18 protein-coding genes are annotated in these 20,977 nt (G+C 66.8%); 4 read left to right on the forward strand and 14 right to left on the reverse strand.

Going from position 1 to position 20,977, the window contains the following annotated elements; all coding sequences use genetic code 11:
• Positions 1–25: 25 nt before the first annotated feature.
• The 5 genes from M9952_12015 to M9952_12035 are packed head-to-tail and all read right to left on the reverse strand — an operon-like array spanning position 26 to position 7,816.
• Positions 26–1,642 carry an AMP-binding protein gene (locus M9952_12015; protein ID MCO5313647.1) on the reverse strand — a complete coding sequence of 539 codons (1,617 nt, stop codon included), beginning with the start codon at positions 1,640–1,642 and terminating at the stop codon, positions 26–28.
• Positions 1,643–1,661: 19 nt separating this feature from the next.
• Positions 1,662–2,924: an ABC transporter substrate-binding protein gene (locus tag M9952_12020; GenBank protein MCO5313648.1), complete on the reverse strand. Its 1,263-nt coding sequence runs from the start codon at positions 2,922–2,924 to the stop codon at positions 1,662–1,664.
• A 57-nt stretch (positions 2,925–2,981) separates the two neighbouring features.
• A complete protein-coding gene (locus M9952_12025) occupies positions 2,982–4,283 on the reverse strand; it encodes a cytochrome P450 (GenBank protein ID MCO5313649.1) in 1,302 nt (433 codons plus the stop codon).
• A gap of 36 nt (positions 4,284–4,319) precedes the next feature.
• Positions 4,320–5,027, reverse strand: a complete 708-nt coding sequence (locus M9952_12030; GenBank protein MCO5313650.1) for an ABC transporter ATP-binding protein — start codon at positions 5,025–5,027, stop codon at positions 4,320–4,322.
• The gene (locus M9952_12035; GenBank protein MCO5313651.1) at positions 5,024–7,816 is read right to left on the reverse strand and encodes a branched-chain amino acid ABC transporter permease/ATP-binding protein; all 2,793 of its coding nucleotides are present in this window, start codon (positions 7,814–7,816) and stop codon (positions 5,024–5,026) included. The genes M9952_12030 and M9952_12035 overlap by 4 nt, the downstream gene beginning before the upstream one ends.
• Positions 7,817–7,881: 65 nt before the next feature.
• Between M9952_12035 and M9952_12040 the strand changes: the two genes are divergently transcribed.
• On the forward strand, positions 7,882–8,730 hold the full coding sequence (locus M9952_12040) for an enoyl-CoA hydratase/isomerase family protein (protein MCO5313652.1): 849 nt from the start codon (positions 7,882–7,884) through the stop codon (positions 8,728–8,730).
• Positions 8,731–8,769: 39 nt separating this feature from the next.
• Entirely contained in the window at positions 8,770–9,552 is a 783-nt protein-coding gene (locus M9952_12045; GenBank protein MCO5313653.1) for an SDR family oxidoreductase, read from the forward strand.
• 39 nt (positions 9,553–9,591) lie between these two features.
• Here M9952_12045 and M9952_12050 read toward each other — a convergent pair whose 3' ends face one another.
• The 4 genes from M9952_12050 to M9952_12065 all read right to left on the reverse strand — a co-directional run bounded on the left by M9952_12050 (position 9,592) and on the right by M9952_12065 (position 12,135).
• Complete coding sequence (locus tag M9952_12050) at positions 9,592–9,945, reverse strand: hypothetical protein (protein MCO5313654.1); 354 nt, start codon at positions 9,943–9,945, stop codon at positions 9,592–9,594.
• 176 nt (positions 9,946–10,121) lie between these two features.
• Positions 10,122–10,475: a hypothetical protein gene (locus tag M9952_12055; protein ID MCO5313655.1), complete on the reverse strand. Its 354-nt coding sequence runs from the start codon at positions 10,473–10,475 to the stop codon at positions 10,122–10,124.
• Positions 10,472–10,717 carry a hypothetical protein gene (locus M9952_12060; GenBank protein MCO5313656.1) on the reverse strand — a complete coding sequence of 82 codons (246 nt, stop codon included), beginning with the start codon at positions 10,715–10,717 and terminating at the stop codon, positions 10,472–10,474. Before M9952_12060 ends, M9952_12055 begins: the two co-directional genes overlap by 4 nt.
• A gap of 47 nt (positions 10,718–10,764) precedes the next feature.
• Positions 10,765–12,135 (reverse strand): HNH endonuclease, encoded by a 1,371-nt coding sequence (locus M9952_12065; protein MCO5313657.1) that lies wholly within the window; start codon positions 12,133–12,135, stop codon positions 10,765–10,767.
• A 214-nt stretch (positions 12,136–12,349) separates the two neighbouring features.
• On the opposite strand from M9952_12065, the gene M9952_12070 reads away from it, so the two are divergent.
• Positions 12,350–13,282 (forward strand): hypothetical protein, encoded by a 933-nt coding sequence (locus M9952_12070; GenBank protein MCO5313658.1) that lies wholly within the window; start codon positions 12,350–12,352, stop codon positions 13,280–13,282.
• A gap of 61 nt (positions 13,283–13,343) precedes the next feature.
• On the opposite strand, the gene M9952_12075 is transcribed toward M9952_12070, so the two are convergent.
• The 4 genes from M9952_12075 to M9952_12090 form a co-directional block, all read right to left on the reverse strand.
• Positions 13,344–15,674, reverse strand: coding sequence for an arylsulfatase (locus M9952_12075; GenBank protein ID MCO5313659.1), 2,331 nt, complete (start codon positions 15,672–15,674; stop codon positions 13,344–13,346).
• Between the two features lie 37 nt (positions 15,675–15,711).
• The gene (locus M9952_12080; protein MCO5313660.1) at positions 15,712–16,683 is read right to left on the reverse strand and encodes an alpha/beta hydrolase; all 972 of its coding nucleotides are present in this window, start codon (positions 16,681–16,683) and stop codon (positions 15,712–15,714) included.
• A 33-nt stretch (positions 16,684–16,716) separates the two neighbouring features.
• On the reverse strand, positions 16,717–17,676 hold the full coding sequence (locus tag M9952_12085; GenBank protein MCO5313661.1) for a GNAT family N-acetyltransferase: 960 nt from the start codon (positions 17,674–17,676) through the stop codon (positions 16,717–16,719).
• Positions 17,677–17,762: 86 nt separating this feature from the next.
• A complete protein-coding gene (locus M9952_12090) occupies positions 17,763–18,377 on the reverse strand; it encodes a TetR/AcrR family transcriptional regulator (GenBank protein ID MCO5313662.1) in 615 nt (204 codons plus the stop codon).
• Positions 18,378–18,465: 88 nt separating this feature from the next.
• Here M9952_12090 and nth point away from each other — a divergent pair, with 88 nt between their 5' ends.
• Positions 18,466–19,122, forward strand: a complete 657-nt coding sequence (gene nth / locus M9952_12095; protein MCO5313663.1) for an endonuclease III — start codon at positions 18,466–18,468, stop codon at positions 19,120–19,122.
• Positions 19,123–19,166: 44 nt separating this feature from the next.
• Here nth and M9952_12100 read toward each other — a convergent pair whose 3' ends face one another.
• Positions 19,167–20,969, reverse strand: a complete 1,803-nt coding sequence (locus tag M9952_12100; GenBank protein ID MCO5313664.1) for a C45 family autoproteolytic acyltransferase/hydrolase — start codon at positions 20,967–20,969, stop codon at positions 19,167–19,169.
• Positions 20,970–20,977 lie beyond the last annotated feature (8 nt).

Consider the following 20,977-nt stretch of genomic DNA (forward strand, 5'->3'; position numbering starts at 1 on the left):
TGGTTGGCGACGCACCGACTCGCCGTCAGGTGATGTCGACCGCGTCGAGCGCCGTCTGCTTGGCCCACTGGTAGTCGGCCTTGCCGTTGGCGTGGCGTTGCACCTGCTCGCACACCGCCACCGCACGCGGAGCTTTGAACCGGGCGATCTGCTCGGCGACGAAGTCGCGCAGTTCCGCGGGCTCGAGCACCTGTCCGTCGCGCACCGACACCACCGCGGTGACCTCCTGGCCGAACCGCGCGGAGGGGCGCCCCACGACGAGGGCATCGCGGACGGCCGGATGACGCCGCAGGATCTCCTCGACCTCCTCGACGAACACCTTCTCGCCGCCGGTGTTGACCACCATCGAATCTCGACCGAGCATCTTGATCTCGCCGTTGGGTAACAGCTGCGCTCGGTCGCCGGGGATCGACACCCGCTCGCCGTCGATGATCGGAAAGGTCTCGACGGTGCGGTCCTGATCGCCGAGATATCCGAGGGGCACGATGCCTCGCCGCACGGTCCAGCCGATCTCATCGGATCCCGGCTCGAGGAAGTGGCTGCGATCGGTCGAAATCACCGCGGCCCCCGGCCCCAGTTGCATCCCCTCGGTGCGACCCGAGGCGGCCCGCGACGTGTAGGCCATGCCGCCGGTCTCCGAGGCGCCGTAACCGTCGCGGATGATCACCTGCGGGATGAGTTCGATAAACGCATCCTGGTACTCCTCGTTGGTGGCGGCTCCGCCCGTGCCGATGACGATGAGGCTCGACAGGTCGTAGTCCTTACGGCGCAGTTCCTCGACGAGCGGGCCGGCGTACGCGTCGCCGACCATCGTCATCAAGAACACCGCCTCACGCTCCGCGAGTTGCCAGATCGCGGCGGGGGAGAAGGGCTGGGAGTCGTCGTGTAACACGATCGTCGCCCCGCTGTGCAAGCCAGCGAATGCGGTCATCTGCGCGGCGGCGTGCATGAGCGGCGGTACCGCGTACCACTTGAGCGCCCCGCCGGAGGCCCGTGCGCCAATCGACTCGGCCGTGTCGTCGGCGTCGCCGCCCATTCCGGCGACGTACTGGTCGGCCTGACGCCACAGCACCGCCTTGGGCCGCCCCGTCGTGCCTCCCGTGCAGATCATGTACAGGTCATCGGGCGACGTCTCGGGAAGCTCTCCGATCGGTGTCGCCACGGCGTCCTCGAACGCGATGCTGCCAGCAAGCGGCTCCACCCCGGAACCGTCGTCGACATCGATCAGCACGACCGCATCAGGGTCGAGCGCCTCGGCGATCAGCGGCGCGTACTGACGGTGATAGATGACCGCTGCGACGCCGATGTCGTCGAACAGCGCTGCGATCTCGCTGCGTCGATAGTGCTGGTTGACGTTGAACGGCACGGCCCGGGCGCGAAACGCGCCAAACATCGCCTCGAGGTACTCGGCGCAGTTGTGTAACACCAGCGCCACGGCGTCCTGGCCGCGCTCCCAGCGCTGCAATTCGCTGCGCTCGCGGTGCAGACCGATGCCGCCCCCGACGAAGAACGAGGCCAGCCCCCGGCTGCGTTGCGCGACCTCGGCGTAGCATCGCCGGACATCGCCGCACACGACCATCTCCCGATCGGGAACGGTCGCGGCGACGACGTCGTACACCTGGGTGAAGGACCATTCGCTCATGGCAGGCCTCGTCGCAGGATCAGCCGATACTGCTGAACGGCTTGACGTCGAACTGTTCGGACGACTTCACGGTGCCATCGGCGTTCAACGTCTCGATGAGTGCCGAACTCGCGCAGACCGCCTTGGTGAGCGGCGCCGCGGTTCCGTTGCACTGGAACGTACCCTCGGCGAACAGCGGCAGCGGCTGAGGATCCATGGCCTTGATGGCTGCGACGAAGTCGGCCGAGGTTGCTGCCGCTCCATCGAGCTTGTGGGTCGCCCGTGCGAAGCCCATCACGATGGCATAGCCGCTCTCGGCGGTGAGTCCGTGCGCCTGGGTGTCGGGTGCGTAGTGCGCCATGATCGCGTCGTAGAGCTGAACGTCGGCGTCATCGCTGCTACCGGACTGCGTCGTGCCCACCTGCACGCCCTCGATGCCGCCGGGGACAGCCTCGGCGAGCCCACCGATGCACTGGAAGTTGACGAGGATGCTCCCGTCGAAGCCCAGGGTCTTGAGCGCCTTGAGTGTGTTGATGCACAGCGTCGAATCGCCGACCACCATGAACTGTTCGGCCCCGTCGGACAGTGCTGCCTGGATCTGCGGGTTCACGTCGGGGGTACCCGGCGCGATGGCGGTGGAGATGAGTTCGATGTCGTTCGCTTCGAACACCGGCTTGGCGAACGCCGTGAAGGTCGCCGTCGCGGGAAGGTCGATGTAGACCATCGCCGTCTTGGTGGCGCCAGCGGCCTTCGCCGCGGTGACCGGCGCCCCGACGATCGTGAAGGGGTTGCCGAGGGCGAATGCCATATCCGACATGAGGATCGACGGATCGAAACCCTGGGCGGTGAAGTAGGGGATGGCGGCGGGCTCGAGCAGTTCGGTGATCTGCACCGGATTGATCGGCTGGGACTGCAACACGATCGGCACGCCGGCCGCGACCATCTCGTTGCCGCAGTCGGTGGCACCCGCCGGAGTCAGCAGGTCGGTGCAGACCAACAGTTCGAGCGGGCGTCCGCCGATGCCGCCCATGTATTCGTTCACGTATTCGACGGTGGCCTTGGCTCCCTCGTATTCGGGAGTGGTGTCGATCGCTGCGGTCTCGCCGGAGTAGATGAATCCGACCTGGATCGGATCGCCCGAGGCCGGGTTCTTCTCCCCGAGAATGCTGAGGTCGACCTCGGCCGCGGTCGTCGTGGACTGCGTGTTGTCGTCCGCGGTGTCTTCGGTGCAGCCTGCGGCGAGGAGTGCCAGCGAACTCGCAACGGCACCGGCCGCAACGACGCGACGGTATTTGGACAGCATGTGTTCCCCCTGTTCCCCCGACGCTTCCGCGTCGATACCTCTACATGTTTAGCACATTCAGGCGAGGTTGACCGGCATCGATGAGATTCCGCTGATGAAGTTCGACCCCACCCGCACCGGCTCCGACGCCAGCGACAGGTTCGGGAAGTGTTGGACCAACTCATCGAGCATCGTCTTGACCTCGAGACGCGCCAGGTGGGCCCCCAGGCAGTAATGCGGACCGATGCCGAACGCCATGTGCGGGTTCTCGGCGCGATCGAGTTCGAGGCCGTGCCGATTCGAAAACACGTTGGGGTCGCGGTTCGCCGCACCGAACCACACGACCACCTTGTCTCCGGCGCGGATGTGTTGGTCGCCAAGAGTGGTGTCGGCGGTCGCGGTGCGCCGAAAGTGCGCCACCGGCGACACGTAGCGCAGCAACTCCTCAAGCGCGACCATCGGAACCTCACCTTGGGCTGCCATCTGGGACCAGCGTCGGTGTTCCTGGAGTGCCGCCACCGAACCGGAGATGGCGTTGCGGGTCGTTTCGTTTCCGGCGACGACCAACAGCACCCAGAACATTGCGAACTCCCAGTCGTCGAGCTGATCGCCGTCGACCTGCGCGTTGGCGATCGTCGAGACCATGTCGTCGGTGGGATGTTCGCGCCGCTGCGCCGCCATCGCCTGCCCGTACTCGACCATCGCCGCCATCGCTTCGACCCCGCTGGCCGACTCGCCCGACTGTTGTATGCCCTCGGCCTCGATGAGAGCGTTCGACCACTCGAAGATCAGATGGCGATCCGAACGCGGCATGCCCAACAGATCGGCGAGCACCCGCAACGGCAGCTCCGCCGAGACGGCGGTGACGAGTTCGCACTCGCGTTGGCCATCGAGTTCCACCATGATCTCGCGGGCGTTGACCCGTACCGATTCGTGCAGCTTCTCAACCGAACGCGGTGTGAAGCTCGGTTGGAGAATCCGGCGAATACGCGTGTGATGCGGCGCGTCCATGTTTATGAGCATCGCCCGCAAAGTCGGCAGGCTCTCCTCGTCGAGGGACAGCATCATCGTCGTGCCGAGTTCGGAGGAGAACCGGTCCGAATTACGAAGCACCTCGTTGACGAGTTCGTGGCTCGTGACGGTCCAGAACCCTGGGCTGTCGACGAAGCGGACGAAGTCGGTCTGCATCGCGTCATCGACGGGCAACTCGTCATGCCAGGCGACACCTCCGGCCTCACGCAACGCGTCGAAGGCCCCATGGGGCACCGCCTGTGCGAACGAGGCGGCGAGGCTGAGGTCGACGTCGGTGATGTCGCGGGCGAAACGGGCGCCGGCGGGCGCGTCCTGTGGCTGTCGGGGCGATGGATTGGGCTGCGTCATTCGGGGTTCCTTTCCCGTCGGTACCGGACTGGTGGTTCAGCGGTTCTCGCCGAGGTAGGCGGCCTCGACCCGTCCGATGTCGGCGGCAAGCTCGTGGGCCGGGGCGCTCAGAACGGCCTCGCCGTGAACGAGCACGATGGCCTCATCGGCGACGTCGAGCGCGAGACGAACGTGTTGTTCGACCAGCACCACGACGGTGTTCATCTCATCGGCGGCGTGCCGCACCGTGTCGAGCAGTTGGGTCACGATGAGCGGAGCGAGACCCATCGACAACTCATCGATCAACAACGCCCGGGGCCGTTGCACGAGGGCCCGACCGATGGCGAGCATCTGCTGTTCGCCGCCGGACAGCGATCCGGCGGTCACCTTCCAACGGCGCCTGAGGGCGGGGAACATCTCGGCGACCTCCTCGATGGCGTTGCGGTCCTTGGGCGCAGCCGCGCGCAGGTTGTCTCCGACGCTGAGCGTGGTGAACAGGCAGCGGTTGTCGGGGACCAGCACGAGGCCGGCGCGGTTCGCGGCCTGCGCCTTGCCGGAGGGCAGCACGGTTCCATCGAGGATCACCTCGCCGCCTTGATGGGCCAACAATCCGGCCATCGCGGACAGCATCGTGGTCTTGCCGGCGCCGTTGGGGCCGAGCAGTGCCAACACGGTGCCATCGGACAGCGACAGGTCGACGTTGCGGACAACGGTGAGGCTTCCGTAACCGACGGTGAGACCTCGGCATTGCAGTCGCGGGGTCATGGCGCCTCCACCGGACGGCTTGCGGGCTTGCCGGTCATGGTCGCGCTGGTCGCTGGCGCGCTGGTCGCTGGCGCTCCCAGGTACGCCTCGGCGACGTGTCGACTTCTTCGGATCTCCTCGGGTGGACCGCTGGCGATGATGCGGCCCTGATCGAGCACTTCGATGCGGTCACACAGCCCCAACACCAGGGCCATGTCGTGGTCGACCAACAAGATGCTGACCCCGGCGGTGCGGATGTCGCGAAGGCGCTGCGCAAGCCATTCGCTCTCGGTCGAGTCGAGCCCGGCCGCCGGTTCGTCGAGGAGCAGCACCCGGGGGCCGGCGGTGAGCGAGCGGGCGATCGACACGAGCTGACGCTGCCCCTGTGAAAGCTCGCTGGCAGGACGGTCCTTCAGGTCGCCGAGGCCGAGCAGGTCGAACAACGCCTCGACCTGTTCGTCGCTGCGCCGCGTCGCCCCGGGGCCGACGAGCACGTTTTCGGCGACGGTGAGTTCGTTCCACAACTCGATGCCTTGAAAGGTGCGTCCCAACCCGGAGCGGATCCGGCGAAACGGCGCGAGCTGGTGAATCGGCACCCCGTCGAGGCGAACCGTTCCCGAAGCCTCGACGAAACCGGAAATGGCGTCGATGGCGGTGGTCTTGCCGGCGCCGTTCGGTCCGATGAGCCCGACGATCTGGCCCGGCTCGACGGTGAAGCTCACGTCGTCGACCGCAGCGATTCCCCCGTAGCGAACCACGAGGTGGGCCACCTCGAGACGGCCGGCGCCGTCGAAATTGACGGTCCCCTCGGTGCTGTTTCGGGTTTCGGCAGACGTTCGGGCTGTCGTCGTGGTTCGGGCGTCGGCTGAGCGTCGAGGTTCGGCTGAACGTCGGGCGTCGGCCCGTGCGTGGAACCGTCCGGCAAGTCCGTCGGGGTTGGCGATGACGGTGGCGACCAGCGCCACGCCGGTTGCCAGCTGGTACCACGGCGTCGACATCGAGAACCACTGCGTCGACGCATAGGACACGATGCCACCCGCCGCGAGTAGTCCGGCGAGCAGGCCCCCCGATACCGACGTGATGCCGGCCAGATAGACCGTCGCGAACAGCCCGAGGCCCAACAACACGTCGTACAGGTCGAAGGTCACCGTGCCGACCCGGTAGGCGAGCAGCGATCCGCCGATGCCGGCGAGAAACGCCCCGATGGCGAAGGCCGCGATCTTGGTGGCGACGACGTTGATGCCCGCCGCAGCGGCGGCCCGCTCGTTCGCCCGAACAGCCAGCATCGACGACCCGACACTGCTGCGTCGAAGCGTTGCCACGGCGAGGGACACCGCCACCAGCACCGTCAACACCATCACGCAGAACGCAACGGTGGGATAGGCGGCACCGGTGCCGGGTCCGAGGTCGAGGCCGAACAGCGACGGCGGGGCCACCTTCATGCCGGTGAACCCGACCCAGCTCGAATTCTGGAACCACAGGGTCTGCAGGGTGACGGCGAGCGACAGGGTGACGATCGCGACGGGCAGACCCCGGACGCGCAACGCGGGCAACCCGACCACCACGCCGATGACCATCGCGACCGCGGCGGCCAGGATCGGGGCGATGGGGAACGGCACCCCCCAGTCGTTGGTGAGCGGGCTGAGCGTGAATCCGGCGACCCCGGCGAGGGTGAGTTGGGCGAAGGAGACCTGCCCGGCGAATCCGGTGACCACGACCACCGACAGCGAGATGATCGCGAAGATGAACGAGGTGACGAGCGCGGCGCGAACCGCTCCGGTCGTTGCGAGGATGGCGACGACCCCGAGGGTTGCGCCGATCAGGGTGGAGGTTGCGAGGCGCTCGGGTCGCGGGGCCCGCGCGAGATCGGCGGTGGCGAGGGTGCCCCGCGACGGCAGCGGCCTGGCTCGGATGACCAGCACCACGAGGAGCAACACGAGCGGCACGAGTTCGGGCATCCCGGAGTCGGGGAGCCAGTCCCACGTCGTTTGCAGGTAGGTCATCTCCGACTGCAACATGCCGATCGCCAGCCCCGCGGCGACCGCGACCCCGATCCGGTCGAACCCTCCGACGATCGCCGCGGCGAGGGCCGGCACGATGAACAGCGTGTAGGAGTAGGGCACGAGCGGCGACACCGGCGAGATGAGGATGCCGACGAACCCGGCGACGACCGCGCTGATCACCCAGTTGGCAGCAGCGATACGGTCCGGCGAGATGCCCGAGACATACGCCCCGGTCTCGGTCTCTGCGGCCGCTCTCGTGTGCAGGCCGAACACGGTGAAGCGAAACAGGGCCAACACGGCGCCGGTGAGCACGAGGATGGTTGCGGCGAACCAGATGCGGTCGGCGGAGACGCGCACCGAGCCGATCTCGATCGTGTTCGTAGGAAAGATCGCTCCGACCGCCATCGGGTTGGTGCCGAACCGAAGCGTGACGAGGCCGGTGAGCACCACCATCACCCCGATGGAGGCCACCGCCTTCGCGATCGACGGGGCGCCGCGCAGCGGTCGAAAGGTGGTGGCGTACATGATGAGCCCGACCGCCGCGTCGACCAGCAGCGTCGCCGCGATGGCCGAGGGCATGGTGAGCGGCGAGCCGATGTCGATCGAGGTCGGAAGCCCGGGGATCGGGATGAGGATCTGCCCTTCGCGCAGGAACGCGTAGAAGTAGGCGCTGAACAGGGCGACCGCTCCGGTCGCGAAATTGATGACGCCCGAGCTGCGGTAGGTGAGTACGAGCGCGAGTGCCAGCCCCGCGAATACGGCGCCGTTCGCCAAGCCCAAGAGCAAGAACACCACGTGTTGGCTCATCGTCGAGATCTCCCCCGGCACCCCCTGTCGGGCGGTTCCGTTCAAAAACTCTACAGGATTCGATCGTGACCGTTCAGGACACGGACACAGCCGGCAACTTCGAAGGGGTGAGCGCTGCGTGGTACAACAACGACGTGGATTTCGAAACGCTCCTCCTCGACGTGACCGATGGGGTCGCGACCGTCACCCTCAACCGGCCCGAGGCCATGAACTCGTTCAACGAGACCATGTGCAACGAGGTGCGCGACCTGTGGCAGCACCTGCGCACGAACGACGATGTCCGCGCCGTGGTGCTGACCGGCTCCGGCGAGCGGGCGTTCTGTGCTGGCATCGACCGTGACCAGGCCGAGTTCGCCTGGGATCCGCTGCTGTATGAGGACCCGGGTCGGCTGCTCGGGCCGAAGACTCAGGAGCTGTGGAAGCCGGTCATCTCGGTGGTCAACGGCATCGCGTGCGGCGGGGCGTTCTACTTCCTGGGCGAGTCCGATGTCATCATCGCTGCCGACCACGCCCAGTTCTTTGACCCGCACGTCACCTACTCGATGATGGCGGTGTACGAACCGATCCTGCTGCTGCCGATGATGCCCTTCGGCGAGGTCATGCGCATGGCGCTGGCCGGCAACCACGAGCGAATCAGCGCGCAACGCGCCCACGACGTCGGTTTCGTGTCCGAGGTGCTGCCACTCGACGAGGCGCTCGCCTCTGCGCAGCAACTGGCCCGGGCGATTGCCTCAGCCCCGACCCGCACGATTCAGACGACGGTTCGCACGCTGTGGGCGGCCCGCAGCCTCACCCCACAGCAGGCGACCGAACTCGGCAACGTGTTCCTGCACCTCGCCACCACCGTCGACGCGTTGAACGAGGGCCAGGACGTGTTCTCGAGTGGCGCACGGGTGAAGCCGAAGATCCGCTGATCTGCGCTCGGTTGGCGCCAGAAGGCCTGCGAGGGAGCCATGACGTTCGAACTCGAGGGTAAGCGGGCGCTTGTGACCGGCGCCGGGCAGGGCGTGGGCGCGGCCATCGCTCGTCGGGTCGCCGCGGCCGGTGTCGACGTGCTGGTGAACGATCTGGTTGTCGATCGCGCCGAGGCTGTCGTCGAACAGATCCGTTCTGCCGGTGGAGTTGCGCATCCGGCCGCCTTCGACGTCACCGATCGTGATGCCGTGCGAGCGGGGATCGAGTCGGCGTCGGGCTCGGGTCGTATCGACATTCTCGTGAACAACGCCGGCAACGCCGGGGCAGAAGGGTTCGGCGGCATCGGTCCCTTCGTCGAATCCCGGCCGGAGCAGTGGCAGCGATTCATCGACGTGAACCTGTACGGCGTCATGCATTGCGCTCACGCGGTACTGCCGAAGATGATCGATGCGGGGTGGGGGCGGATCATCAACATCGTGTCCGATTCGGCCCGCACCGGGGACGCGAACATGGCCGCCTACGCGGCGGCCAAAGCCGGGGCCGCCGGATTCGGCCGCGGGCTGGCGAGTGAGGTTGCCCGTCACGGCATCACCGTCAACAGCCTGGCCCTGGGCACGATGAGAACCGAGATGACCGAGGGGTTCTGGGCCGACGAGGCGAACCTCGAGCGCCAGCGTGCGATCCTGAGCGGCTACCTCGTTCGTCGCCCGGGCGAACCCGACGACGTCGCCTGGATGGTTGCCATGCTCGCGAGTCCACTCGCTGGCTGGGTGACGGGCCAGACGATTCCGGTCAACGGAGGCGCATCCTTCGCGCGGTGATGTTCGCGCGGTGATGTTCGCGCGGTGATGTTCGCGCGGTTAGAGGTCGGTTTCGTCGAGCAGGTGGGGTGCCTCGTCACGGGCTGCGGTGCCGTAGGCGTCGATGGCGTGCTGTCGCGTGGGGTGGTGGTCGGCGTCGAGGGGTTCTAGTCGTAGCCGCGCGGTCGGGTCGTCGACGTGGGGGACCCCGGAGTCGTCCGGCGGCTCAGGTTCCGTCGCGGTCAGTCGAGCGAACATCGCGTCGTTGCCCGCGCCCGCGCCCTCTCCCGTATCAGTATCGGAATGGCCGTCGCCGGCGTCGCGATCGTCGTGTTCGGGGGGTGTCTCCAATTGCTCGCGGCGGCGTTCCTCGGCGATGGAGGACAGCGACAGGCCAATCCGTTCGATCTTCATCGTTCCTCCCCGCAGGTGTTTGTGGACGATTCGGAGCGATCGACTTCCATCGTGGCATGCAGCCTGCGGCGGGGGGCGGATCGGCGTCAGTGCCGTTCAGGCCAGTACCGCTCAGCTCAGTACCACTTAGCTCAGTACTGCTCAGCTCAGTACTGCTCAGCTCAGTACCGCTCAGCTCAGTACCGCTCGAATCGTGCGTCGAGGCGGGCCATGTCCTCAGCGTCTGTTGTGAGGATGAAGGTGCCGAGGCGTTCAGCGATCACGGCGAGGTGAGCATCCACGACGTCCGAGGTGTCCGAGTCGGCAAGCCTTCGGCCGACCGTTCGGGAGTCGGTCAATCCGTAGGTGTCCATCTGGCGAATCAACCGTGCGAGGTTCGCCTGGCGCTGGGGTTGTCGCCACACCTGAGCGAGCACCGGGTGGGTCGTCGACACATCGTCGCCGCGCCGTATGCACTGCCGGACCAGCGCCCACAGCCTCGAGTTGAGGTTCTCGCCGTCGACGATCAGCGGCCCGGCATCGACGATCATCTCGGCACCCCTTGACGGTCGAGAACGGAATCAGCCCAGTCGACATGTGCCTGATCGATTGGGCCGTGGTCGGCCTCCCATCCCTCGATGAGCTCGAGAATCGCATGGTTCCGACGCCTGCGGTTGACCTCGCCGAGCAGCGCCCGCTTGATTGCCAGCGTCTTCGTGCCGTCAAGCTCCACGAGCTCGGCGAGCGCTGCTTCCATCTCGTCGTCGAGATTGATCGTCGTTTTAGTTGCCATATGCATATGGTATGCACTCCATATCGATGTTCCAGCGCGACTCGGCATCAGCTCGCGAGCCGCTCGTCGTTGCCTGAGATGTCCCTGTTGCCGGCACCGCGGTCTCTGGGGTTGGCTTCTCGTCGTCGCCGGAGGCGGTGGAGCCAGGCCTTGGGCTTGGGCGGTTGATCTTGGATCTCGCGGTGTTTGTCGTGGTCGGCCTTATGGTCGTAACCGCACTTCGGGACGAGGTTGTCGATGTCGGTGGCTCCACCGTGTTCCCAGGGGGTGATGTGGTGGGCCTGACACCAGTTGGGGGTGGCGTCGCAGGCGGGGTTGACGCACCCTCGGTAGCGGTGGGCGAGGATGCGACGTTGGATGTCGGAGGCGACTCGGCGTGTTCTTCCGTGGCCGACCGGTTGCCCGCCGTGGTTGAACACGGGGGTGACGTCGGCGCCGGCGAACCAGGCCCAGAGGGTCTCGTCGGTGACGTCGAGGTTGGCTTCGGTGTGGGCGCGCATACCCGCGCCGGTGACGAGATCGTCGGGGGAGGCGACATCGGCGTTGAGGAGCGCATCGAGGTCGATGTGCAGGTAGATGCCGGCGCGTCCCGGTTCGGTGGCACCGCTGCCTTTGATGAGGAGGTCCAACAACGCATCGGCGCGACGCTGGGCGGCCGACTTGGCCTGGTGTTGTGCCAACGCATCGTCGCCGGCGTTCTTGGCGGCGCGGTGGGCGTTGGCCATTGCGGCGTCGAGCAGCGATGCGATGAACGCGCCGTCGTCGGCGCTGAGGTCGCCGGTGAGCGACCAGCGTCCGTTGAACAGCGGCGACAGGCGCACGTTGGACGGTGCGTGTGGCTTGCTGGAGCCTTCGGGCGCGGAGCCGTCGGGGTCGATGAGTTGATGGGCGCGGCCGCACATGGAGCGGAAGTCGTCGACGCGTTCGTCGCGGGCACCTTGAAGGAAGTCGTCGAGCACCGAATCGATGACTTCGGTGGCGAGTTGTTCGTCTTCAGGGGAGAGGTGCTGGGGGATCATGCCCGAGATGGCATCGAGGTGAGCGACGGTGATCGTGGCGCTGCGGATGGCGTCGGTGAGCCCGCGGTGGCGCCGCCACGCGCTGTCAGCGCGTACGAGCTTGGAGGCCTCGGCGTGGGTGAGCCCGTGATGTTCGGCGACCCAGCGCCGACTGGTGGAGACCTGATCGACCTTGTGAAGTTGAGCGACGTTGACCGCTCCGGCCGCGAGCATCTCGGCGAGCTCCGCTCGGTGTCGCAGTTGTGCGGTGAGCCCGTTGAGTTTGCGGAGCCAGTCGATGTCGACGGAGTCGCCGCGGTTGAGGGGCATGGCATCCAGCACGGCGCCGAGAAGACCTTCCGCACGGTCGACGACGGCGGCGAGTTCGCTGAGGAGGATGTCGTTGTCGGCCGTGACCATGGGGGTAAGTATACGAACAGACGTTCGAGTTTGGCAAGTAGTTACGACACATTTCGTGATGTTTTCGTTCTCCGATAACCAGTGGTCGTGATCACGACCACTGGTTATCGGAGAACGGGTTTGGCGGCGGGGTTTGGGGTGCGGGTGTTGGCGTGCGGGTGTTGGTCGGTGGCTAGGCTCCCGGCAGCCGGCGAAGACGATTGGTGGCATCCCCGTGACTGAGCAGCAACCGAGCGAACCGACCGAACAGCGCCCGACCGACTCCGGCACCGACTCTGGCACCGACTCTGGCACCGCGGGCAGGGCGGGAATCTCAGGACGCAGGGCCGTGGGAATCCTCGGGATCCTCGTGGTGGTGCTCGTCGGGGTGTTCGCATGGATGACGTTGCGGGACAACGCCCGGCCGGTCGACATCGAGGACGCCAAGAACCGGATCTCCACCACCGTCGACCTCGAAGCCAAGGGCGAGCAGGGTGAGGGCGAGCAGGGCCCCACCCCCTCGACGGAACGCGTTCGTCCGGCACCCGGCATCTATCGGTTCACCGGAGAGGGGACCGAGTCGCTGTCGACACCGCCGCTGTCGCAATCCCAGGGTCCGGAGATGCCCGCGACGGTCGAACATGACGGCGACGACTGCTGGACCTTCCGCATCGACTACAGCACCAACCACTGGCAGCAGTGGCGCTACTGCTGGAGCGGGGACGATCTCGTCGAGACGGGTGGAACGACGTGGCAGCGTTGGGTGATCGGCCCGACATCGATCGCGAACACCGGTGTCTTCGAGTGCACTGACGAGACGGTCGTGATTCCGGCCGAACGAGGCGATGGGGCCTCGTGGACCGGAACCTGTGTCGGAACCAACGATGCGGCCGAGGGTGAGATGACCTCGACCGGCCCCTACCGTTTCGCCGGCGAGACGACGCTGGCGGTCGGCGACACAAATCTCGACGTGTTGCATTTCGTGCGGGAGCGCACGATGAGCGGAGCCCAGACCGGAACCGAGCGAACCGACGTGTGGTTCGACGCGGAGACGGGTCTGCCCGTGCGCAACGAGCGGAACCTCGAGGCCGAAACCGACACCGTCATCGGGGCCTCGACCTATACCGAGCAGGGATGGTTCCAACTCGCCGAACTCGGCACGCTCTGATCGGCACGCTCTGATCGGCACGGTCTGATCGGCACGGTCTGAGTGGTCCTACTGAGTGGTCCTACTGGGTGGCGAGATCGACCCGGTTGTCGATCGGGGGAGCCATCGAGTCGCGTATGGGGTCGACGCCGCGCAGTTCGAATCGCACCTCACCGAGCACCTCGGGGTCGAGTTCGGCGCGTGCGCTGAGGCGGTGATCGATAGGGCTCGACGGAAGGAACCCGATAGTGAATCCGGCCGTGCCGTAGGTCAGGGGAGTGGTGGCGGCCACCAAGGCCGACCCGACCGGCACGTCGCCATAGAGCAGCTCGACCGTCCCGCCGGCGCCGAACGGGTCGCGCACGAAATTGGCGCGGACCGTCACATCGGTGGCAGGAAGCGCAACCTCCGCCGTCGCCGTACTGCGTTCGGTGTCGAGATAGTTGTAGGTGAACATCAGCCGATCGTCGTGCACGAACAGCACCCAGCCGCCGGCGTGGCTGCCGTGCGCCGCGATCACCCCGGCAACCGGCGACGACGGATCGCGTCGGTTCAACCTCAGGTCGGCCTCGATGGTCCACTCGCGGTTCTTGAGATTCGGAGCGATCGCCTCCGACAGCGGCCCGACGCGTCCGTGGTAGCGGTACGCCATTCGCTTGTATCGCCCGTCGCCGTGCACCCCGGGTTCGTTGTTCAGCGGCAACACGTTGAAGCGCTTGGCCTCGCGCCACCAGAGCTCCTGCAATTCGGCGAGTTTGTCGGGTTCGGACTCGGCCAGATCGTGACACTCCGAGAAGTCCTCGGCGACGTGATAGAGCTCCCAACGGTCGTCGTCGAAGGTGGCGGCGCTGATGCCCTCATAGTTGGCGATCTGTGGCGGGTGAAAGGTCACCGCCTTCCAGCCGTCGTGATACAGCGCTCGTGATCCGATCATCTCGTAGTACTGCGTCCGAGGCGGCTCAGTCCCGCCAGCCTCGCCGCCACCAGCCCCGCCGCCAGCCCCGCCGCCAGCGAGCAGCGTGTCAGCGAAGCTCGTCCCTTCGATCTCGCTCTGTTGGACCCCGGCGATCGATCGTGGGGACTCGATGCCGATGAGCTCCAGCAGGGTCGGCATCAGGTCGATGGCATGCACGTAGCGGCGCGGCGTCGTGCCCGGCGACGCGATGGCAGCGGGCCACGAGATGATGAGGGGGTCGGTGACGCCGCCCTCGTGGGTGTCGCGCTTGAAGCGTTTGAGCGGTGTGTTTCCTGCCCACGCCCACCCCCACGGGTAGTGGTTGTTGGCCCTCGGTCCTCCGAGTTCGTCGATACGGCGCAGGTTCTCGTTGAGGTGCTCGGGGACGAAGTTGAAGAAGTACAGCTCGTTGAACGAACCGGCCGCCCCGCCCTCGGCGGACGCACCGTTGTCCGACAACACGATCACGATGGTGTTGTCGGCCTCGCCCAGACGTTCGACATAGTCGAGTAGCCGACCGACCTGGGCGTCGGTGTGGGTGAGAAATCCGGCGTATACCTCCATCATTCGTGCGGCGAGGCGCTGTTCGTCGGCGCTCAACGAGTCCCACGCCGGCACCCAGGCCGGCCGCGACGACAACTGGGTTCCCTCGGGCACCAACCCGCTCGCGAGTTGCCGTGCGAAAACCTGTTCGCGCCACAGATCCCACCCCTGATCGAAGTGCCCCCGGTAGGCGTCGATGTAGGAGTCCGGCGCCTGATGGGGTGCGTGGCAAGCGCCGGGGGCGAACCACATGAAGAACGGCCGCCGCTGCATCGAACCTCGCAGGTCGGCGAGGTAGCCGATGGCCTCGTCGGTGATGTCCTCGGTGAGGTGGTAGCCCTCCTCGGGCGTTCGTGGCGGCGGGACGTGGGAGTTGTCGCGCACCAGGTCGGGAGCGAACTGATCGGTTTCGCCGCCGAGGAATCCGTAGAACCGTTCGAAGCCACGCCCGAGCGGCCACTTGTCCTTCGGGCTGCCCGCAGCGGTCTGGGTCGCCGGGGCGAGATGCCACTTGCCCAGTGCGAAGGTCGCGTAGCCGGCATCGCGCAGGATCTCCGACAGGAAGCCGTTCTCGTGCGGGATGTGGGAGTTGTAACCGGGAAATCCCGAGGCCAACTCGATGATTCTCGCCATCGAGTTGCTGTGGTGATTGCGGCCGCTCAACAGCGCCGCGCGGGTGGGGGAGCACAGGGCTGTGGTGTGGAAGTTCGAATAGCGCAGACCACCGGCGGCGAGCCGGTCGAAGGTCGGGGTTGCAATATCGGAGCCGTAGCAGCCGAACTGGGCGTAGCCGACATCGTCGAGCACCACCACGATCACGTTCGGCGCCCCGGTCGGTCCGTGGTCGGCCTCGGGCCACCACGGGGTCGACTCCGACAGCGTGTTGCCGATCGTCCCTTGGAAATTCTCTGTCATGGCAACCGACTCCTTGGTTTGTTTGAACGAGCGTCGCTCAGGACGCAGATGAACCGACGCGGACCTTGGCCAGTCGAAACGCATCCGCGAGCGCGACGATCGCACGGTCCTCGTAGGCGGCCGCGCTCGGGACCAATCGGGTGAAGGCGAACGAGACGTGGATGTGGCCGTCGAGTCGGGTGTGGCGCGCGTCGACGCCCGCGGCGATGAGCGCGTCGGCATAGGCCGCACCGTCGCCGCGAAGGCGGTCGTAGCCGACGGTCATGATCCACGCGGGCGGTAGACCGCTGAGATCCTCGGCGAGCAGCGGCGACGCGAGCGGGTTGGTGTACTCGGCCGGGTCGTCGATGTAGGACTCCAGGTAGTCGTCGATCGCCGCGGCGTCGAGGAGGTAGCCGTCGGGCACGTTGCGGTGGCCCTCCTGAGACAACGTGCAGTCGAGGGCCGGGACGTCGAGCCACTGGTACATGATCTCGGGGCCGCCGCGATCCCTCGCCAACAGGCACAACGCCGCCGCAAGATTGCCGCCGGCGGACTCTCCGCCGACCGCGATCCTCGTGACGTCGAGGTTGAGTTCCTCAGCGTGATCGACCAGGAAGTTCAATGCGGCGAAGCAGTCGAGTGGAGCGGTCGGGAACTGATTCTCGGGGGCGAGTCGGTAATCGACCGAGGCGACGACACAGCGGGCGCCGTCGGAGACCATCCGGCAGCGTCCCTCGCGCTCCTCGATCGTTCCGGCGCACCACCCGCCGCCGTGGATGAACACATAGAGCGGATGCGGCCCCGGCCCGTGCGGAACCAGGCACCGGACCCGGATCCGGCCGCCGTCGACCGGCACGGAGTACTCGACCTCCCGGGCGGGGTTCGGCCCCATCCTCATGACCAGCTTGGCGCCCTTGGCCGAGACTGCGTTGCTCTGCGTGCGACGAACCGACATCGGCTGGGTCAGGTCGTTGGGCCGTAGCGCTGCGAACTTGAGAAGCTTCTGAACGCGGGAGTCGAGAGTCATATGAGCCATCCTGACACGGCCGCCGCGTCGTGGTTACTGCACCTGGGTGATCAGCGCAGCAGCCTGGGCCATCGCCTCGGCCTCGTCATCGCTCAACGCGATCGACGGGTCGGCTACCGGCCCGGTGCCGTGCAACTCGCCGGCCTCGCTGAAATCGAAGACCATGGCGAACTTTCGCAACAGTGCCTGGGACGCGAGGTTCTCCGACAACACCTCTGCGGTGAATTCGGTGATGCCGTTCACCTGCGCTGCAGCGCCAAGCGCGGCGATGAGGACCGACGCGACGCCGCGCCGTTGCCAGTCTTCGGCCACGCCGAAGGCGATCTGTGCCGAGGCCGGATCGTCGACGCGGATGTAGCGCGCCGAACCGACGGCCTCGGTTGGCTCGTCGATCCCGTCACCGTTGTCGGCGAAGGCGATCCAGGCGAAATGATCGACGAAATCGATGTCGATGAGTTGGCGCAGGACGTGATCGGGCGGGGCGGCCGAGAAGAACCGCATGTAGCGCTTGCGGGGCGGCCAGCTCTCATAGACGTGCATGAAGGCGTCGTGGTCGGTGGCGAGCAACGGCCGCAGTCGCAGCGCCCCGCCATCGGGAAGGGTCACCCGCACCGCCGGCACGCGAGGGGCGATGCGTCGAGCGGTGAGTTCGGCCAGGTCGCGCCCGGCGTCGGGGGAGCGGTCGAACAGGTCGAGGAGGTGTTCGAGGGTTCCCTGATAGCCGGTGACCTCCTCGGTGGCCACGCAGGTTGCCGTGCGTCGGGTGCCGCGAAGCAACGCCAACTCGCCGAGGATGGAACCGGCACCCACCGAAGCGACGTCCTCGCCTCCGACGGTGACCGATGCATTACCGCCGGTGACGAACATGAACCGTTCCCCCGGGCCGCCCTCGGTGAAGATCACCGCGCCCGGCGGGTACGTCACCGCCGTGAGGGTGGCGAGGTAGTCGGCTCGTTCGGCGTCGTCGAGGTAACTGAGCAGCGCGTGTGGCACGAGGCGAAGGCTACGCGAGGCGACAGCGCCGTGTCGGACAGCACCGTGTCGGACAGCACCGTGTCGGACAGCACCGTGTCGGACAGCTACGCGTCGCGAATGCCGAGCGCTCGATGGGCGAAGGAACGCACCATGGCGAGTGACTGCTCGAAGCTGCGCTGCGAGATCCGTCCCGGGGGCACCCCGCCCGCGCCCCAGACGAGCGATTGCAGGAGTTCGACGTCCTCGTCGGTGGCCAACGGCATCATTCCTGCGGCGCGACCGGCGCTGATGGTGTCCCGAAGCGGTTCGGCGAACAGTTCTAGCGCGGCGAGCACCGTTTCGGTGTACCCCTCGGCGCGTCGAGCCCCCGGCGACGCGAGAATGGCGGCTCGTTTGGCCTTGCGAGGATGGTGGCCGACCGCCAGCATCGCGGAGAGCCAGGCATCGAGGGCCTCGACCGGATCGGCGGCGTTCTTGGTCCGCAGGGTGATCTGCTCGGCGATGCGCTGAGCCTCACGATGATAGATGGCGCAGACCAGTTCGTCCTTGGACGCGAAATGTCGATAGAAGGAGCGGGTCGACACGTCGGCCTCGGCGAGGATGTCGGCGACCGCCACATCGTCGAATCCGTTGCGTTCCATGACGGCGATCGACGCATCCAACAGAAGCTGTCGTTCGTGTGCTTCGTCGAAACGCCTCGGGCGCCCGGGACCGGCCATGGCGCCCAACGTATCGGACAACGTTCGGGCCGTGACGCTCGATCGCTACCCTTTGGCGACGTAACCGTTGGAGAGTGGAGCGAGGGTCGTGAAACGCCAGGACAAGGCCGACCGCATCGGCGAGATGCTCGACGAGATGTACCCCGAACAACCGATCCCGCTCGACCACCACGATCCCTACACCCTGCTCGTGGCCGTGGCGCTGTCGGCACAGACAACCGACAAGAAGGTCAACGAGGTGACCCCGGCGCTGTTCGCGAGGGCATCGACCCCTCAGGAGATGGCGTTGCTCGACCCCGAGGAGATCCGCGAGATCATCCGCGAGGTCGGCCTCGCGCCGACGAAGGCCAAGAACCTGTCGACGATGGCACATCAGATCGTCGAACACGGGGGCGAGGTCGTCGCGGATTGGGAGTTTCTCGAATCGCTGGCCGGGGTCGGTCACAAGACCGCGAGTGTGGTGATGAGCCAGGCCTTCGACGTCCCGGCCTTCGCCGTCGACACGCACATCCATCGGCTCGCTCATCGGTGGGGGCTGTCGAACGGAACCACGGTGGATCGCACCGAACGCGATCTCAAGGCGGTGTTTCCCAAGGACACCTGGAACCGCCGTCACCTGCAGATCATCTTCTTCGGGCGCGAGCACTGCCCGGCGCGGAACCACGATCTGACGACCTGTCCGATCTGTTCGTGGGCGTCGACGAAGAAGATGCAGTCGGGCGCGGTCACACACTCGAAACGCTGAATCGAGATGCGCTGAATCGCAGCGCGCGGCGACGTTGCCTCGGCTCAGCGGGCGTCGAGGTGCAAGATGTCGATCGAGAGCTTGCGCAGCGCCGAGGCCGACAGCGCTTTGGCCTGCTCGCGATGGGCTGCGGCGAACTCGAAGGGCGCCGAGTCCCGGCCGAGGGCGATCACCTCGTCGCGGTCGGTCGCCGCGGCGACCGGGTCGCCGAGTGAATGGTGGGCTCGTGAGCGGGCGAGGAGCAGCTTGGCTCGTGCGCCGGGGGTGCCCTCGAGGGTGAGCGCGTGGTCGACATGGGTGACCGCTCGGCCGGGGTCGCCGCACATCAGCGCGAGCTGGGCGGCGAAACGACGCAGGTTCGGCTCGTTCGGAACCCGCGCACACAGCGACTCGATCGCGGCCCGTGTCGTCGAGGGAGTTGCCCCGCCGAGGTGCCGCTGGACGACCTCCGCGATCTCGTAGGAGACCGCCCGTTCGTCGAGAGCGAGCGGTCTGCCGCGGTGGTCGCGACCCCGAATCGGTCCGATGCCGATCTGTTCGTCGTCGACGACTCCCACGACGCCGACGGGCCCGTCCCAACTCCACGGCACGGTCGCGTACGGACCGAACCCGGTCGGGGTTGCGCCGACCGAGACATCGATCGACCGGGCTTGCGGATTCGACACGATCGAGGCCACCGAGTGGTGGGCCACCACGCTGTGGCCGCACAGGCGCACGATGTCGTCGCTCAGGTCGGTCTGATCGATCGCCCCGAGGTCGCCCAACACCTCCTGCAGCGCGGCCGAGTCGATCGAACCGCGATGGTCTTCGACGAATCGCTCGAGTTGGCACTGGCGGTCGTCGGAATCGGTGGCGAAGTCGGGGGAGGCGACGACCTCTCCGGGGCGCAACTCGCTGCTCAGGTAGCGATTGGTGCAGGTCAGGTGGGTGTCGGCGGAGTCGCTGAGGGTGACGGCGGTGCGTTTGGCCGTGGTTTCGAGCACAGCGGCCCGGTTCTGCGACGCGGAGGAGATGAGCAGTCCCCAGGTCGAGGTGGCGCCGAGTCGCCGACCCGTCTCGATCGCCGAGTCGAGGGTGTCGCAGGTGCGGATGATCTCGTGGCCGAGGTCGATCACCGACGGGCCCGACCAGCCGACCTCGCGGTGGAATCGGGTGTGGACGCTCAAGGTCAGCCCGGCCTCGTTGAAACAGGTGATGCCCGGAGCGTCGAGGCCCCGCGTGGTGACGAATCCGTAGCGCAACCCGTCGTCGGGATCGCAGAACACCACGGCCGGGGCACGGTCCCAGATCGAGCCTCCGGGAAAGTCGAAGTTCCGGGCATGGCGCAACGCCTCGTCGGAGGTCGCTGCGCCCCACACGGCCACCGCCGAACACATCGGTACCGCCGCCACCTGCAAGGGCTTGGTGAACATCGAGGTGCGGCCGACGACGCCGACCATGTTCTGCAGGGCCTCCATCACGAAGGTCGCGCTCACCCGGTCCGCCGGCAGGCCGAGTTCGGCGAAACCCGCCGCCGTGCGTTGCGCGTAGTCGGCGAAGTGCCCGGTGCGGATCCGGTGAAGCCTTCGACGTTGCCGGGCGAACACCGTGTCGACGATCCGTTCGACAGTACGGCGCTGTCGATGCGGCATTCCCGCGGCGATCATCGTGGCCGCCATGGTCGGACGCTCGGCGTAGAGATCGATCGCGGCCTGAAACCCGCCGTCGGTCGCGGCGAGTTGGCCGAACTGTCGCCCCATCTCGACCTGAGTGCCCCGCAGGCGGTACACCCGCAACGGCAACACGTTGGCGGTGGCCAGCGCGTACGCCGTGCTGAGTTTGTGATCCGTGCTGCGTTCGTGATCCATGCGGCGCT

It is taken from the genome of Microthrixaceae bacterium, assembly GCA_023957975.1.
Taxonomy (GTDB): Bacteria; Actinomycetota; Acidimicrobiia; order Acidimicrobiales; family Microtrichaceae; genus JAMLGM01.